Genomic DNA, 14,619 nt, shown 5'->3' with positions numbered 1-14,619 from the left:
GTGAATGGATTCCGTCTGGGCACCCTGTGCCCGGACGCCTGGCACCAGACCTTGCTGGATCGCCAGCGCGATGCCCGACACCTGAACAGCTTCATCAGTTTCAATCCGAACACGTTCAGCACCCTCGGCGTCACGGACGCCGAGCGCCAGGCTGCGCTCTACGCGATCCCCGTCGCCTTCAAGGACAACATCAACGCCTACGGCCTGGCGACCACCGCCGGCACGCCCGGACTCGCCAACTACTACCCGGCGCAGGACGCCGGCATCGTCCGACGCTTCAAGGCACTGGGCGCGCATGTGGCCGGCAAGAACAACATGCACGAACTGTCATTCGGCGTGACCTCGGCCAATCAGACCTGGGGCGCGGTGGTCAACCCGGCCAATCTGCTGCACTGCGCCGGAGGCAGCAGCGGCGGATGCGCCGCTGCCGTCGCCGCCGGGCTGGTGCCCTGTGCCGTGGGCACAGACACCGGCGGCTCGGTCCGCATCCCGGCAGCCTTCTGCGGTGTGGTCGGTTTCAGGCCAAGTACCGGTTGCTACCCCACCGACGGCATCGTGCCCGTGTCGCAAACCAAGGACACGCCCGGACTGCTGACCCGCACCCTGGAAGATGCCCGGTTCATCCATCGGCACCTGACCGACAGCACGCCGGTGGCGTTACCGGATCGCCCGTTGCGCATCGGACTTCCGGAGTCGTTTCTGTGGTCCGAGCTCGATGCCCAGGTCCGTCGTGACTGCCTGGCCGCTGTCGATCACCTGGCCGCTCAGGGTGTGGAATTCGTTCCCGTCGACGACCGCGTGCTGGGTGAGATCAATGAGCGCATCCAGTTCCCGTTGCCCATCTATGAGTTCTTCATCGACTTCCCGCGGTTCCTGATGAAGGCCGGTCTGGGGGACAGGTTCCTCGGCATTCTGGCGGACATCAAAGACCCGAGTATCAGGAAGACACTGATGTCGCAGCTTGAGAGTCCGGCTATCTCCTACAAAGACTACATCGAGGCGTTGATGAGCAAACTGCAACTGGAACGCGAATACGCGGGGCTGTTCAGTGCCCAGCAACTGGATCTCATCGCTTACCCGACGGTCAGTTGCACTGCGCCGCTGCTCAGCGACAGCGATGCCGAAAGCCACTTCGAACGTTTCGTGCGCAACACCGATCCGGCCAGCAATCTGGCGACGCCCAGCGTGAGCCTGCCCGTGGCTGCGCCCGGTGCCCTGCCGGTCGGCCTGTCCCTGGACGCCCTGCCGGGGCAGGACAGTTTCCTGTTGGAAACGGCCCAAAAACTGTCGCGGCTGCTCGCCATGCGCTGACCCATCACACCACCGCCATCCCCCGCTTCACGGCGGGATGGCTTCGCTCGCCCTCCCCCAAAAAAACCGCCTCTTATAACAATTCAAGATTCAGGCCTGCCATGCGCGCTACTTCCATGATTTCAACCGCTTCAGCGGCCCACCCAGCCGCCCTCGAAAAATCGCCCTCGGTGCTGGGTGGCGCCATGATCATCGGTGGCACCATCGTCGGCGCCGGCATGTTCTCGCTACCGGTGATGATGTCCGGCCTGTGGTTCTACGGCTCCCTCGTCGTGCTGCTCCTGTCCTGGTTCTGCACCCTGCATTCGGGGCTGATGATCCTTGAGGCCAACCTCAATTACCGACTGGGCGCGAGCTTCTCCACCATCACCCGCGACCTGCTCGGTCAACGCTGGAACTGCGTCAATGGCCTAAGCATCGTGTTCGTGCTTTACATACTGACCTACGCCTACATTTCGGCCAGCGGATCGGTGATTTCACACACCACCCGCCAACTGGGCCTGGAGGTGTCCACACGCAGCGGCGGCCTGATCTTCGCCCTGATCGTGGCGTTTATCGTCTGGCTCAGCACCGCAGCGGTCAGCCGCATCACCACGCTGGTGTTCGGCGCCAAAGTGTTGGCTTTTTTCCTGACCTTCGGCGGGCTGCTGGGCCATGTGCAGCCAGCGGTCTTGAGTAACGCAGGTGCAACAGACAGCCACTATCTGCCGTACCTGTTGATGACCCTGCCGTTCTGCCTGACCTCCTTCGGCTTCCACGGCAACGTGCCAAGCCTGATGAAACACTACGGCAAGGCCCCGCAACGCATCCGCTCCTGCCTGCTGATCGGCACCCTGATTGCCCTGGGGCTGTATGTCATCTGGATGCTCTGCACCATGGGCACATTGCCCCGCGAACAGTTCAAGGACATCGCCCGACAAGGCGGCAGCATCGATGTGCTGATCAACGCCCTGAGCACCCTGCTCAACAGCGCCAGGGTCGACCTGCTGCTCACGCTGTTTTCCAACTTTGCCGTCGCCTGCTCCTTCCTCGGCGTGACGCTGGGCCTGTTCGACTACCTGGCCGATGTGCTGAAGTTCGACGACAGCCCGCTGGGTCGCTTGAAAACCGCTGCCGTCACCTTCGTCCCCCCCATGGCCTGCGGACTGCTCTGGCCGGAAGGTTTTATCCACGCCATCGGCTTTGCCGGCCTGGCCGCGACCCTATGGGCGGTCATCACCCCGGCCCTGCTTGCGCACGCCTCGCGCAAACGCTTCGGCAGCCCGCTGTACCGAGTCTGGGGCGGTACACCGATGATCGTCGTGATCCTGATGTTCGGCCTGCTGAACGCCGTTTCCCATGTGCTGTTCACCCTGGGCCTGCTGCCGGTCTGGCAATAGGTTCGTACCGTTGCTGGCGAAGCACATTTGTGCACAAAAAAAAACCCGCCGAAGCGGGGTCAAAGACGTGAGGAGCCTTAACGGATGAAGAAAAAGCTCTGTAGCGGTTTTGCTGTTGCTTAGAACACGTACTGCAGGCGCGCTACCAGAGCATCACCGCTGTCGTCGCCAACATTGTTGGTGACACGGTCAGTGTTGACCTTGATGTAGTTGGCGGAGATCTTCACCGCTTCGTTGGCATACCAGTTAACACCGATGGTGTTCATGGTGGCCTTGGCGTCGCCGGCTTCACGGGTGGCCGTGTTAACCACGACGTTCTTGTCATCGACCTTGATGTTGTCGTAGCGGTAGAACACTTCCCACGCGCCGTACTGCTTGTTCTCAGGCTTGATGGTGTCGAACTTGGCACCGTCGAGCTTGTAGATGCGGGATTCGCCGGTCAGGGTGTACGCCAGTTGCCCGTAGTAACCGCTGGCTCTGATGTCCTGATAGGCGTTGCTGTCCGCTTTCATTTTGCGGTTCAGGTATTCCGCCTGAGCCGAGAACGGGCCGGTTGCGAAGGCAAATTCACCACCGAACACGGTGTCGGTGTCGTAGGCGCCAACCGCCGTGAGGTTGGCCGAGTTAAGGCCGACACCACCACCAAAGGTCGCACGGTTGCCGTTGGTGCCGGCGTCGTTACCGCCGCTGGTGGAGACGCCACGAACACCCAGACGTGGGCGAATGCGTGAGTCGAACGCGGTGTCGGTCAGGTCGCGGCTGGCGAAGTCCAGACCAAAGTGCAGGACGTTACCGGTTTCGTGCATCGGCGCAAACACGGCACGGGCGTTGAACTGCTTGACGCTGTCGCCGTGGCTGTCATTGATGTTTTTGGCCGCGACGCTGGCGGACAGGTAAGCCATGTCAGCGACAACGGAACTGGCCTGCAGACCCATGCCATTTTCGTGGGAGTTGACCCAATCAGCGAGTTCGTAAGCCGCGTTACGCTCCATCGCGGTAACCCACTTGGAACTGGTGGCTTTTTCCAGACCGAAGTCTTCGTCAAAACGACCGGCGCGAAGGGTCACCGGCTTGAAGCCAACGTAGGAAACCGATGCTTCGTCGAAGTACCCGTCGTTCGAAGTCCCCGAGTTATGGGAGAAGTCGTAGTTGACCTGGTATTTCCAATCCTTGTAGGCGGTACCGCCCAGTTCAAGGTAGGCACGGCGGAAATAGGCGGCGTCGGCGGTATCGCCATCCTTGGTGTAATACCCGTCGAAACGACCGTAATCGGCTTGCAGACGACCGCCCAGCTTGAAGCTGAAGGCCGAGTCGGTGGTGGCAACCTCAAGGCCGCCTTTGGTTTTGACTACGATATCGGCGCCGTCAGTGGTGACGGTGCCAGCGAAAGCCTGGACGGTCACTGCTATTGCCAGTGTGCTGGCAACAAAACCGGCGAAGTGCTTGCGGATCATCGAAGAGCTCCCCTTATTGGTGGTTTGTAGCGTTGGAAACACGCGGGAGTGGCCCGCTTGTGTTGGGGGGGATCTTGGGGAGGGGGTATTTCAGAGGGGTTACGATTTAATAAATTACGCTTACAAGATGTAACTTGTTATTTCGAAAAGGTATAAGCAAAAAAAAAGCAGCCGCGAGCTTCACGCTGAAAGCCTCAAGCTAGAGCGGTTAAAACATTAAGAGGGAGGAAGCAGGAATGTTTGCGGCGCAGCTAGTTGCTGTTCTTCTGCCGTTCAGCGGCCAGGCGTTCGGCGAGCTCGTCGACATCGGGAACCGGCTTTTCGGGCATGACGCGCAAGGTCGCCTGCATCAACCGCATCTGCCGAATGAACCGCCGGCAATTGGGGCAAAACATCAGATGATGACGCACCATCAGCCGCTCACGAAAACTCAACTGACCATCGAGATAATCGCTGGACCGCGCCACTTGTTCCTTACAGGTCAACATTCGCCGGTTTCCTCAAAATGCTCCACGGTCGCAAAAACCTTCAACCGTGCCCGGTGCAGCAGCACCCGAACATTGGAGAGCGAGATCTCCAGAAGATTACAGATCTCTTCCAGCTCCAGGCCTTGACGCTCACGCAACAGCAGCACACTGCTTTGCAGTTCCGACAGGCTGAGCAAGGTATGTTCCAGGCATTCACGCAATTCGCTTTCGGTGAGCAATGCTTCCGGCGTGTCCTGGTGCCAGGCAAACGGCGCCACCAGCCAGTGGCCATCGCCCGCCGAAAAACGATCGTCGTCGATGGTGCCATGCGGGGACGGTAAGTCGTCCATCAGGACTTCCCGACGGTTTTGCTTGTATCGGTTTTTCGCCGCGTTGGCGGTAATGGTCAACAACCAGGTCTTGAGGCTCGAACGGCCTTGAAAACCGGCCAGATTACGCACCACTGACAGCCAGGCATCCTGCACCACTTCATCGGCATTGCGCGAACCGACGATGGCGTAGGCCACCGCCCGCATGGCGCTCTGGTAAGTACCAACCAGTTCCTTGTAAGCCCGCTGCTCGCCCGCCAGCAGGCGTTCGAGCAGTTGCGTATCGTCAGTCATCAACGCTGATTTCCTGTGGCGAGCGAGCTTGCTCGCGCTGGAGCGCGAAGCGGTCCCAAAATCGACAACCGCGTTTCATCAGGTAAAACACTGCGACCATCTTACGACTGCTACGCAGCCGAGCGGGAGCAAGCTCCCTCGCCACAGGGGATTCGCGCTGCAATCAGCGCTTGCGCAGAATCACGCTGCCAATCGAATAGCCGGCACCAAACGAGCTGAGCACCGCCAACGAACCCGCTGGCAAATCGTCCTGGTTCTTGTGAAAGGCAATCACTGAACCTGCGGAACTGGTGTTGGCATAGGTGTCGAGAATCACCGGTGCTTCTTCTTCGGTGGCTTCGCGGCCCAGCAGCTTCTTGACGATCAGGTGGTTCATGCTGAGGTTGGCCTGGTGCAGCCAGAAACGCTTCACGTCGCTGACGTTCAGCTTGTTCTCGTCCAGATGGGTGGCGATCAGTTCCGCGACCATCGGGCAGACATCGCGGAACACCTTGCGGCCTTCCTGGACGAAGAGTTTGTCACGGGCACCGATGCCCTCTTCCGCCGCGCGGTTGAGGAAGCCGAAGTTGTTGCGGATGTTGTTGGAGAACTTGGTCAGCAGTTTGGTGCTGACGATGTCGAACTGGTACTTGGACGTGGCCAGATCGGCACGTTCGATGATCACCGCAGTGGCGGCGTCGCCGAAGATGAAGTGGCTGTCACGGTCACGAAAGTTCAGGTGACCGGTGCAGACTTCCGGGTTGACCATCAGAATCGCCCGGGCCTGGCCCAGCTGTACGCTGTTGGTGGCTGCCTGAATACCAAACGTCGCCGAGGAACAGGCCACGTTCATGTCGAAACCGAAACCTTCGATACCCAGCGCTTCCTGGACTTCAATCGCAATGGCCGGGTAGGCGCGTTGCAGGTTGGAGCAGGCGACGATCACCCCGTCGATATCCGCTGCGGTCTTGCCGGCACGTTGCAGGGCTTGTTCGGCGGCACCAATGGCCATCTGGCACAGCACCGACCATTCATCGTTGGAGCGCTCAGGCAAACGAGGCGCCATGCGCTTTGGATCGAGAATGCCTTCCTTGTCCATGACAAAGCGGCTTTTGATCCCCGAGGCTTTTTCGATAAAGGCGGCGCTGGATTCGGTCAACGCTTCCACTTCGCCACGCTCGATGGCGTCGGCGTTGTCAGCATTGAACTGAGCGACGTAAGCATTGAAAGACTGCACCAGCTCTTCGTTGGAGATGCTGTTGGCCGGGGTGTACAGGCCGGTGCCGCTGATGACGACATTATGCATGGTCGTTTCTCTAATCTGTTCAGGCAGAAAGCGTTGGCACCGACGTACCAACGCATAAAGGGTCTTATCCCGTCAAAGGGCATCAACCTGGCATCGCTTTATTCCGATACGCTCTGGCTGCGAAGGCTCAAATCTGCGGGGCCGGCGTTTATAACGGCGAAGTTTGCCATAAACATTGGCGTTTGGCCCCTGTCGCAAGAACAATGGCAGACCTGTGGGAGCGAGCCTGCTCGCGAAAGCGGTGTGTCAGTCAACATTGATGTTGAATTTTCTGCCCCCTCGCGAGCAAGCTCGCTCCCACAGGGTTTAGGGTTCGACTTGACTCCATTGCTTGCTTAAGCGCTTGTCGGAGATTGGCACTTTGGTTCCCAATTGCTGGGCGAACAGCGAAACCCGGTATTCCTCCAGCCACCAGCGATAGAGTTCAAGCTGCGGATCGCGCTTGCCTTCCTGGGCGTGCTTGTTGGCGCGAGTCTGGTACTGAGTCCAGAGGCCGGACAATTCGCCGCTCCAGACCCGGTCCTTCTGCACCTGAGCGCCCAGTTTCTCGAAGCGCTGCTCGACGGTTTTCAAGTAGCGCGGTAGTTCCTTGAGCCACTGCATCGGGGTTTCACGGACAAAGCCCGGATACACCAGGTGACTCAATTGTTGCTTGATGTCGTTCAGGGCTACCGCTTGCGCCAGGTCGATCTTGCCTTTGAAGCGTTTCTGCAAACCGTGCCAGTGCTTGAGAATCTCCAGCGTCAGTTTCGCCAGACGCTCGGCATGTTCGGTCCACGCACCGCGCTTGCGCTCGGCCAGCGAGGCCAGTCCGGCACCGTCACGCGGCAAACTGGCTTCGCCATCGAGAATGCAGCTGTCCAGGCTTGCCAGCAGAATGTCTTCCACCAGACTGTCGATGCGCCCCAGCTCGCGGTACATCAGCCCCAGCTCGGTGAGCCCCGGCAGCTTGCCGCGCAGGAACTTCGCCGGCTCGGCCAGTTGCTGCATGAGCAAACGCTGCAACGCCCGACGATGCTGGAACTCGGCCTCGGCCGGGGTCGAAAAACGCCCCTCCTTGACCGTGCCGGCCTCTTCCACCAGCGCCGGGTAGACCGTCATCGACAGCCCGGCGATCTTCTGTTGGGTTTTCTCGGCCACCGCCGCGAAAACCTTGGCCTCCACCGGCTGCTGGCTTTTCGCGGTCTGCGGTACCGCCAGAGCAGCCTGACTGGCCTCGGCGAAACGTGCGGTCAGCTCAGCCAGATCACGGCCTTCGCCGAGGAACTCGCCCTGGCCATCGACGATTTCCAGGTTCATTCGCAGATGACTTTCGACCTGCTGCGCGGCTTCCGCCCACGCTTCGTCGCTGACCCGCGCACCGGTCATGCGCAACAGTTCACGACCCAGTGCCTGAGGCAGCGAACCTTCGGCGAAGGAGATGCGCTGCAAGGCGGCTTTGACGAAGTCCGGCACCGGCACGAAATTCTTGCGCAGGGCTTTGGGCAGGTTGCGCACCAGGGCGATGCACTTGGCTTCGATCACGCCGGGCACCAGCCATTCCAACCGCTCCGGCGGCAACGCCGGTAACAGCGGTGCCGGTACACGCAAGGTCACGCCATCGCGGGGATGGTTGGGCTCGAAGTGGTAACTCAGCGGCAGGGTCAAATCGCCCAGGCGCAGGGTATCGGGGTAATGCGCGGCGGTGACTTCGCTGGCTTCGCGGGCCAGCACGTCTTCTTCGCGCATGATCAGCAGTTGCGGGTCTTTCTGACTGTTGACCCGGTACCAGCTGTCGAAGGTCGCGGTCTGATGGATCTCTGCCGGCAGGCGCGCATCGTAGAAGGCAAACAGGGTCTCTTCGTCCGCCAGAATGTCACGACGACGGGCCTTGGCCTCCAGTTCGTCGAGCTGTTCCAACAATTGCGCATTGGCAGACAGACACTTGGCTTTGGACTGAATCTCGCCACGCACCAGCGCTTCGCGGATAAACAGTTCACGCGAGGTGACAGGATCGATCGGCCCGTAATGCACCGCCCGGCGCCCGACCACGATCAATCCGAACAAGGTGATCTGCTCGTAGGCCACGACCTGTCCGCGCTTCTTCTCCCAATGGGGTTCGAAGTGGTTTTTCTTGATCAGGTGCCCGGCCAGCGGCTCGATCCAGTCGGGTTCGATCTTCGCCACCATGCGCGCATAGAGCTTGGTGGTTTCCACCAGCTCGGCGGTCATCAGCCATTGCGGGCGTTTCTTGCCCAGCCCCGATGACGGGTGAATCCAGAAACGCCGCTGACGCGCGCCCAGGTAGTCGCCGTCTTCGGTTTTCTGGCCGATCTGGCTGAGCAAACCGGACAGCACGGCTTTGTGCAGTTTCGGGTAGTCCGCTGGCTCTTTGTTCAGGCTCAACTGCATGTCGCGGCAGATCAGGCTCAACTGACGATGAGAGTCGCGCCACTCGCGCAGGCGCAGGTAATTCAGGAAATTCTTGCGGCACCAGTTGCGCAGCGGGCTGGCGGTCAGGGCCTGGCGTTGTTCTTCAAAGCCACGCCACAGATTGACCAAACCGGCGAAGTCCGAGTCCACGTCCTTCCATTGCGCGTGGGCCTGGTCGGCCGCTTGCTGACGCTCCGGCGGACGCTCGCGTGGGTCCTGGATCGACATCGCACTGGCGACGATCAGCACTTCCTGCAAGCTGCCGAGTTTCGCCGCTTCGAGCAACATCCGGCCCATGCGCGGGTCCACCGGCAACCGCGCCAATTGCCGGCCCAGCGGCGTCAGTTGACTGTTGCGGTCGACCGCCGAGAGTTCTTGCAGCAGGTTGAAACCGTCGCTGATGGCTTTGCCATCCGGCGGCTCGATAAACGGGAAATCGGTGATTTCGCCAAGGCGCAGATGCAGCATCTGCAAAATAACCGCCGCGAGGTTGGTACGCAGGATTTCCGGATCGGTAAATTCCGGGCGCCCGATGAAGTCTTCTTCGCTGTACAGACGGATGCAAATACCCGGTTCGACCCGCCCGCAGCGACCTTTACGCTGGTTGGCACTGGCCTGGGAAATCGCCTCGATCGGCAGGCGCTGAACCTTGGCCCGGTAGCTGTAGCGGCTGATGCGCGCGGTACCGCTGTCGATCACGTAGCGAATGCCCGGCACGGTCAGCGAGGTTTCCGCGACGTTGGTCGCCAGCACCACGCGACGCCCTGGATGGGACTGGAAAATCCGTTGCTGCTCGGCCGGCGACAGCCGTGCGTACAGTGGCAGAATTTCGGTGTGCTTGAGCTGGGCCTTGCGCAGCATGTCCGCCGCGTCACGAATCTCGCGCTCGCCGGGCAGGAACACCAGCACGTCACCGGGACTGCGTCGTTCGCTGCGTTCGAAGGCAGCAATTTCATCAAGAGTGGCGAGGATCGCCTGGTCCACGGTCAAGTCGTCCTCGACCCGATTACCCTCTTCGTCCTGCTCCAGCGTCAACGGCCGGTACCAGGTGTCCACCGGGAAGGTGCGGCCCGAGACTTCGACAATCGGTGCATCGTCGAAATGCTTGGAGAAACGCTCCAGATCGATAGTTGCCGAGGTGATGATGACTTTCAGGTCCGGACGGCGTGGCAGTAGGGTTTTCAGGTAGCCGAGCAGAAAGTCGATATTCAGGCTGCGTTCGTGGGCTTCGTCGACGATGATCGTGTCGTAGCGTTCGAGGTAGCGGTCGTTCTGGGTTTCCGCCAGCAGGATGCCGTCGGTCATCAGTTTGATCAGGGTATTGGAATCGCTCTGATCCTCGAACCGCACCTGATAACCGACCAAGGCACCCAGCGGCGTTGCCAGTTCTTCGGCAACCCGGCTCGCGACGCTGCGCGCAGCAATTCGGCGCGGCTGGGTGTGGCCGATCAGACCGTGCTGGCCGCGACCGATTTCCAGGCAGATCTTCGGCAGCTGGGTGGTTTTACCCGAACCGGTTTCGCCGGCGATGATCAGCACCTGATGCTTGAGCAGCGCTTCCTTGATTTCGTCACGCTTGGCGGCAATCGGCAGGCTGTCGTCGTAACGAATCACCGGCAAGCTGGCGCGCCGCGCCAACACCTGATCGCAGGACGCTTGCATGCGCGTCACCCACAGGGCCAGCTTGGCTTCGTCAGGTTTCTTGCGCAGCTCGAGCAACTGCCGCCGCAGCCGGTGACGGTCAGCGAGCATGGCGTGGTCGAGGTTTTTCAGCAGTTTGTCGATGGAAGGCGATTCGTCAGTCATCAGGTACGCAAAGGTCGTCTAGTGGTGCAGGGGGCGGATTGTCGCAGATTTAGCGAGCAAACGAGATCCTTGTAGCAGCTGGCGTAGCCTGCGTTCGAGGACGCAGTCCTCGCAAAACCCAACGCTGCGGTACATCAGGATGATTCGGGAAGCCGGTTTTACGACTGCTTCGCAGCCGAACGCAGGCTTCGCCAGCTGCTACGAACGGCGCGTTGTCTGGTTATTCGTTGTCGAGTCCTTTACGCCGATACGGGAACACGTCGATCACCTTGCCGGCACGAATGGCCTCTTGCAGGCCTTTCCAGTAATCGGCGTTGTACAGCTCGCCGTGCAGTTGGTCGAACAACCGTCGCTGCGCGGAATCGGCGAACAGGAACGGCGGGAATTCCTCAGGAAACACGTCCAGCGGTCCAATCGAGTACCAGGGCTCGGAAGCCATCTCATCTTCCGGCGTACGCGGTTGCGGGATGTGACGGAAGTTGGCTTCGGTCAGAAAACAAATCTCGTCGTAGTCATAAAACACCACCCGCCCATGTCGGGTGACGCCAAAGTTTTTCAGCAGCATGTCGCCGGGAAAGATGTTCGCCGCCGCCAGTTGCTTGATCGCCAGACCATAGTCTTCAAGCGCTTCACGCACCTGAGCGTCGTTGGCGTTTTCCAGGTACAGGTTCAACGGCGTCATGCGCCGCTCGGTCCAGCAGTGGCGGATCAGCACCGTGTCGCCTTCCACCTGGACTGTCGACGCGGCGACTTCCAGCAACTCGGCCAGACACGCCGGATCAAACTTGCTCAGCGGAAAACGGAAGTCGGCGAACTCCTGGGTATCGGCCATGCGCCCGACCCGGTCGACGCTTTTTACCAAGCGGTACTTCTCGATCACCGTGGCACGGTCGACGTTTTTCGACGGCGAGAAACGGTCCTTGATGATTTTGAATACGGTGTTGAACCCCGGCAGGGTAAACACGCTCATGACCATGCCGCGCACGCCCGGGGCCATGATGAACTGGTCGTCGGTGCTGGCCAGATGGTTAATCAGCGACCGGTAGAACTCCGACTTACCGTGTTTGTAGAAACCGATCGAGGTGTACAGCTCGGCGATATTCTTGCCCGGCAGAATGCGCTTGAGGAAACCGATGAACTCCGCTGGCACCGGCACATCGACCATGAAGTACGAGCGGGTGAACGAGAAGATGATCGATACTTCGGACTCATCGGTGATCAACGCATCGATCTGAATCCCCCGACCTTCGCGGTGCAGAAACGGAATCACCAGCGGCCATTGCTCGTCCGTGGTGTAGATGCGTCCCACCAGGTAGGCGCCCTTGTTGCGGTAGAGCACCGAGGAAAACAACTCGACGCTCAACTCCGGATCCTTGCAGACCCAATCGGGCAAATTCTCGCGCAGTTGCGCTTCGAGTCGGCGCAGGTCGCGGGCGAGGTCAGCGTAGTCTTCGCTGAAACGGTAATCGGAAAAAATGCTCGCGAGCATGCCGGACAACTGGCCTTGAGGCTTATAGGACCGGGTCTGCGCGGCCCGGGCCCGGTGCAAGCTGGGCCGGGTGGTGTGGATGAACATGCAACCGTCGCTGATCAGATCGTGGCTGAACAGCCCGCAGAAGGTCGAGTTGTACCAGGTCTCGGACAGTTCATCGTCGAAACGCAGATCGATCAGACTGATGTAGGCGCTTTTGACCAGCGGCCAGCAGCTGACATCCATCAGCACATCCGCTTCGAAGGCAGCCTGCAGGCGCCCCACCACCTCACTGACCTTTGCTTCGTAAAGGTTGATCCGTGCCGCCGACGCAACCTGCGTTTCCTGCCACCGCGCCTGTTCGAAGCGCGCCCGGGCGCCGTCAGTGATCTGGCGGAAATGCTCGCGGTAATCGTCGAAGCCGTCGAGAATCATCTGGGCGATATCGGCGGCGGGCCATGGCTGCGGCATATGAAGACCTCTACGGGATGATTCTTATCGTTGGGGGCTGAGCTTAGAGGTCAATTGTTACGCAACGCAACCATTGCCATGGACGGCTCCGACAGTGACACTTGCGCCCTGTTTAAGGAAGGAACGAGCCGTGAACCCCGTCGATATTCTGCGTATGTTGTCACTCGCTGCCATTTGGGGGGCGAGCTTTCTGTTCATGCGCATCATCGCCCCAGTGATTGGCACAATCCCCACTGCTTTTTTCCGCGTTTCGATCGCCGCCACCGGGTTGCTGGTGATTTTGGCGCTGATGCGGGTCAGTTGGGACTTCCGTGGCAAGTTCAAAACCGTGCTGCTACTCGGGATGATCAACTCCGGTCTTCCAGCGACCCTGTACTCGGTGGCGGCTCAAGTGTTGCCGGCTGGTTACTCGGCGATTTTCAACGCCACCACGCCGCTGATGGGCGTGTTGATCGGCGGGCTGTTCTTCAGCGAAAGACTCACCCTCTCGAAGATTGCCGGGGTTGCCCTCGGCTTGTTTGGCGTCGCCGTCCTGACCCGCGCCGGTCCCGTGGCGTTTGACATGGAATTGCTGATCGGCGCGCTGGCCTGCCTGCTCGCAACCACTTGCTACGGCTTCGCCGGGTTCCTGGCGCGGCGCTGGCTCGACCATCAAGGTGGCCTCGACAGCCGTCTCTCGGCACTGGGCAGCATGCTCGGTGCAACGTTGTTTGTGTTACCGCTGTTCGGCTACAGCGTCATCACTCAGCCGCCCGTTAGCTGGGGTGGCTGGAGTGTCTGGTTGTCGTTGCTGGGGTTGGGCCTGGGCTGCACGGCGTTTGCCTACATCCTGTATTTTCGCTTGCTCAGCTCGATCGGCCCGGTCAAATCGATGACCGTGACCTTCATGATCCCGCCGTTCGGCGTGTTGTGGGGCGCGTTGTTTCTCGATGAACCGCTGTCGATGGCGCATCTGTATGGCGGGCTGTTGATTGCGGGGGCGTTGTGGCTGGTGTTGAAGCCTGCGGCGCTGCCGAAGGCTTCAACGGTCAGCGATTAAGCGCTTTTACGAAACACAAACACCAACCCGACAATGATCAACAGCATGCCGAGCATGCTCAACATCGCCAGTTTGTTTCCGAAAATCAGGTAGTCCATCACCGCCGTCACCGCCGGCACCAAGTAGAACAAACTGGTGACATTCACCAGATTGCCTCGGGCGATCAGGCGATACAGCAGCAAGGTCGCCAGCAGTGACACCACCAATCCCATCCACAACACCGGCACCACAAACCCGGCGCTGTGCTCGAAGTGGAACGGCTGGAACGGCACGAAAACCCCGCACAACAACAGCCCCGCCAGGTACTGCACCGGCAGCGTGCCAAGGGGATTTTCGGTGATGCGCTTCTGCATGATCGAGCCCACGGTCATGCTGACCAGCGCCAGCAAACCAAAAAGCATCCCGGCCAGCGACATCCCGGCCAGTCCGATGCCCTGATAGACCACCATGATCAACCCCGTCAGCCCCAGCATCAGGCCAAACATCCGGCTCCAGGAGCGCTGACGTTCAATCAGCACCACGGTCAGGATCGGTTGAACGCCCATGATCGTGGCCATGACCCCGGGCGTAACCTTCAGGTCCAGCGCCAGCAGATAGAAAATCTGGTAGGCCCCCAGCAACACCAGACCGGTAGACGCGGCATAGAGCATCGGCTTGCCGCGCCGGGGCAGTTTGAGTTTGAGGATAGGAATCAGGATCACCAGCCCCACCAGAGCAATGGCAAAGCGGATCAACAAAAAGGCGAAGGGTGAGGCGTGAGCCAATCCCCACTTGGAGAAAATCGCCCCGCTACTCCAGAGCAGAACGAACAGGCTCGTGGAAGCCGCCGCAAGCGCGGATTTTTTTGAAATGAGCAACATGAAAACCACCTGTCATCAGGCAAGAAGCCAACTCAGCCGAA

General features: G+C 60.0%; 10 protein-coding genes. 3 read left to right on the top strand and 7 right to left on the bottom strand.

All coding sequences use genetic code 11. The features are described from left to right. Together NTD87_RS14615 and mtr are read left to right on the top strand one after the other, a co-directional pair. Entirely contained in the window at positions 1–1,311 is a 1,311-nt protein-coding gene (locus NTD87_RS14615; RefSeq protein ID WP_262114658.1) for an amidase family protein, read from the top strand. A gap of 101 nt (positions 1,312–1,412) precedes the next feature. Beyond that, complete coding sequence (gene mtr, locus NTD87_RS14610) at positions 1,413–2,690, top strand: tryptophan permease (protein WP_262114657.1); 1,278 nt, start codon at positions 1,413–1,415, stop codon at positions 2,688–2,690. 119 nt (positions 2,691–2,809) lie between these two features. Here the strand turns inward: mtr and NTD87_RS14605 are convergent, their stop codons facing one another. The 6 genes from NTD87_RS14605 to aceK form a co-directional block, all read right to left on the bottom strand. Then, complete coding sequence (locus NTD87_RS14605; protein WP_262114656.1) at positions 2,810–4,144, bottom strand: OprO/OprP family phosphate-selective porin; 1,335 nt, start codon at positions 4,142–4,144, stop codon at positions 2,810–2,812. A gap of 251 nt (positions 4,145–4,395) precedes the next feature. Continuing rightward, positions 4,396–4,632, bottom strand: coding sequence for an anti-sigma factor family protein (locus tag NTD87_RS14600; RefSeq protein WP_262114655.1), 237 nt, complete (start codon positions 4,630–4,632; stop codon positions 4,396–4,398). Then, complete coding sequence (locus tag NTD87_RS14595; RefSeq protein ID WP_262114654.1) at positions 4,626–5,234, bottom strand: RNA polymerase sigma factor; 609 nt, start codon at positions 5,232–5,234, stop codon at positions 4,626–4,628. Before NTD87_RS14595 ends, NTD87_RS14600 begins: the two co-directional genes overlap by 7 nt. Before the next feature lie 163 nt (positions 5,235–5,397). Then, entirely contained in the window at positions 5,398–6,519 is a 1,122-nt protein-coding gene (locus NTD87_RS14590) for a beta-ketoacyl-ACP synthase III (protein WP_262114653.1), read from the bottom strand. A gap of 306 nt (positions 6,520–6,825) precedes the next feature. Then, entirely contained in the window at positions 6,826–10,737 is a 3,912-nt protein-coding gene (gene hrpA, locus NTD87_RS14585; protein WP_262114652.1) for an ATP-dependent RNA helicase HrpA, read from the bottom strand. Positions 10,738–10,957: 220 nt separating this feature from the next. Further along, positions 10,958–12,679 carry a bifunctional isocitrate dehydrogenase kinase/phosphatase gene (aceK, locus tag NTD87_RS14580; RefSeq protein ID WP_262114651.1) on the bottom strand — a complete coding sequence of 574 codons (1,722 nt, stop codon included), beginning with the start codon at positions 12,677–12,679 and terminating at the stop codon, positions 10,958–10,960. A 130-nt stretch (positions 12,680–12,809) separates the two neighbouring features. Between aceK and NTD87_RS14575 the strand changes: the two genes are divergently transcribed. Beyond that, positions 12,810–13,718 (top strand): DMT family transporter, encoded by a 909-nt coding sequence (locus tag NTD87_RS14575; protein WP_262114650.1) that lies wholly within the window; start codon positions 12,810–12,812, stop codon positions 13,716–13,718. Here the strand turns inward: NTD87_RS14575 and NTD87_RS14570 are convergent. Then, the gene (locus NTD87_RS14570) at positions 13,715–14,578 is read right to left on the bottom strand and encodes a DMT family transporter (RefSeq protein WP_262114649.1); all 864 of its coding nucleotides are present in this window, start codon (positions 14,576–14,578) and stop codon (positions 13,715–13,717) included. The genes NTD87_RS14575 and NTD87_RS14570 overlap by 4 nt on opposite strands. Positions 14,579–14,619: the final 41 nt, after the last annotated feature.

The sequence above is a fragment of the Pseudomonas sp. 6D_7.1_Bac1 genome, assembly GCF_025465945.1.
In the GTDB taxonomy this organism is placed as follows: domain Bacteria; phylum Pseudomonadota; class Gammaproteobacteria; order Pseudomonadales; family Pseudomonadaceae; genus Aquipseudomonas.
The sequence above is the reverse complement of the archived record's forward strand: the minus strand, read 5'-3'. Positions and strand labels throughout refer to the sequence as shown.

Bases quoted from the DNA above. Each gene is read 5' to 3' on its own strand.
- NTD87_RS14605 (WP_262114656.1), bottom strand. From the start codon at position 4,144: ATGATCCGCAAGCACTTCGCCGGTTTTGTTGCCAGCACACTGGCAATA.
- aceK (WP_262114651.1), bottom strand. From the start codon at position 12,679: ATGCCGCAGCCATGGCCCGCCGCCGATATCGCCCAGATGATTCTCGAC.
- NTD87_RS14595 (WP_262114654.1), bottom strand. From the start codon at position 5,234: ATGACTGACGATACGCAACTGCTCGAACGCCTGCTGGCGGGCGAGCAG.
- hrpA (WP_262114652.1), bottom strand. From the start codon at position 10,737: ATGACTGACGAATCGCCTTCCATCGACAAACTGCTGAAAAACCTCGAC.
- mtr (WP_262114657.1), top strand. From the start codon at position 1,413: ATGCGCGCTACTTCCATGATTTCAACCGCTTCAGCGGCCCACCCAGCC.
- NTD87_RS14600 (WP_262114655.1), bottom strand. From the start codon at position 4,632: ATGTTGACCTGTAAGGAACAAGTGGCGCGGTCCAGCGATTATCTCGAT.
- NTD87_RS14570 (WP_262114649.1), bottom strand. From the start codon at position 14,578: ATGTTGCTCATTTCAAAAAAATCCGCGCTTGCGGCGGCTTCCACGAGC.
- NTD87_RS14590 (WP_262114653.1), bottom strand. From the start codon at position 6,519: ATGCATAATGTCGTCATCAGCGGCACCGGCCTGTACACCCCGGCCAAC.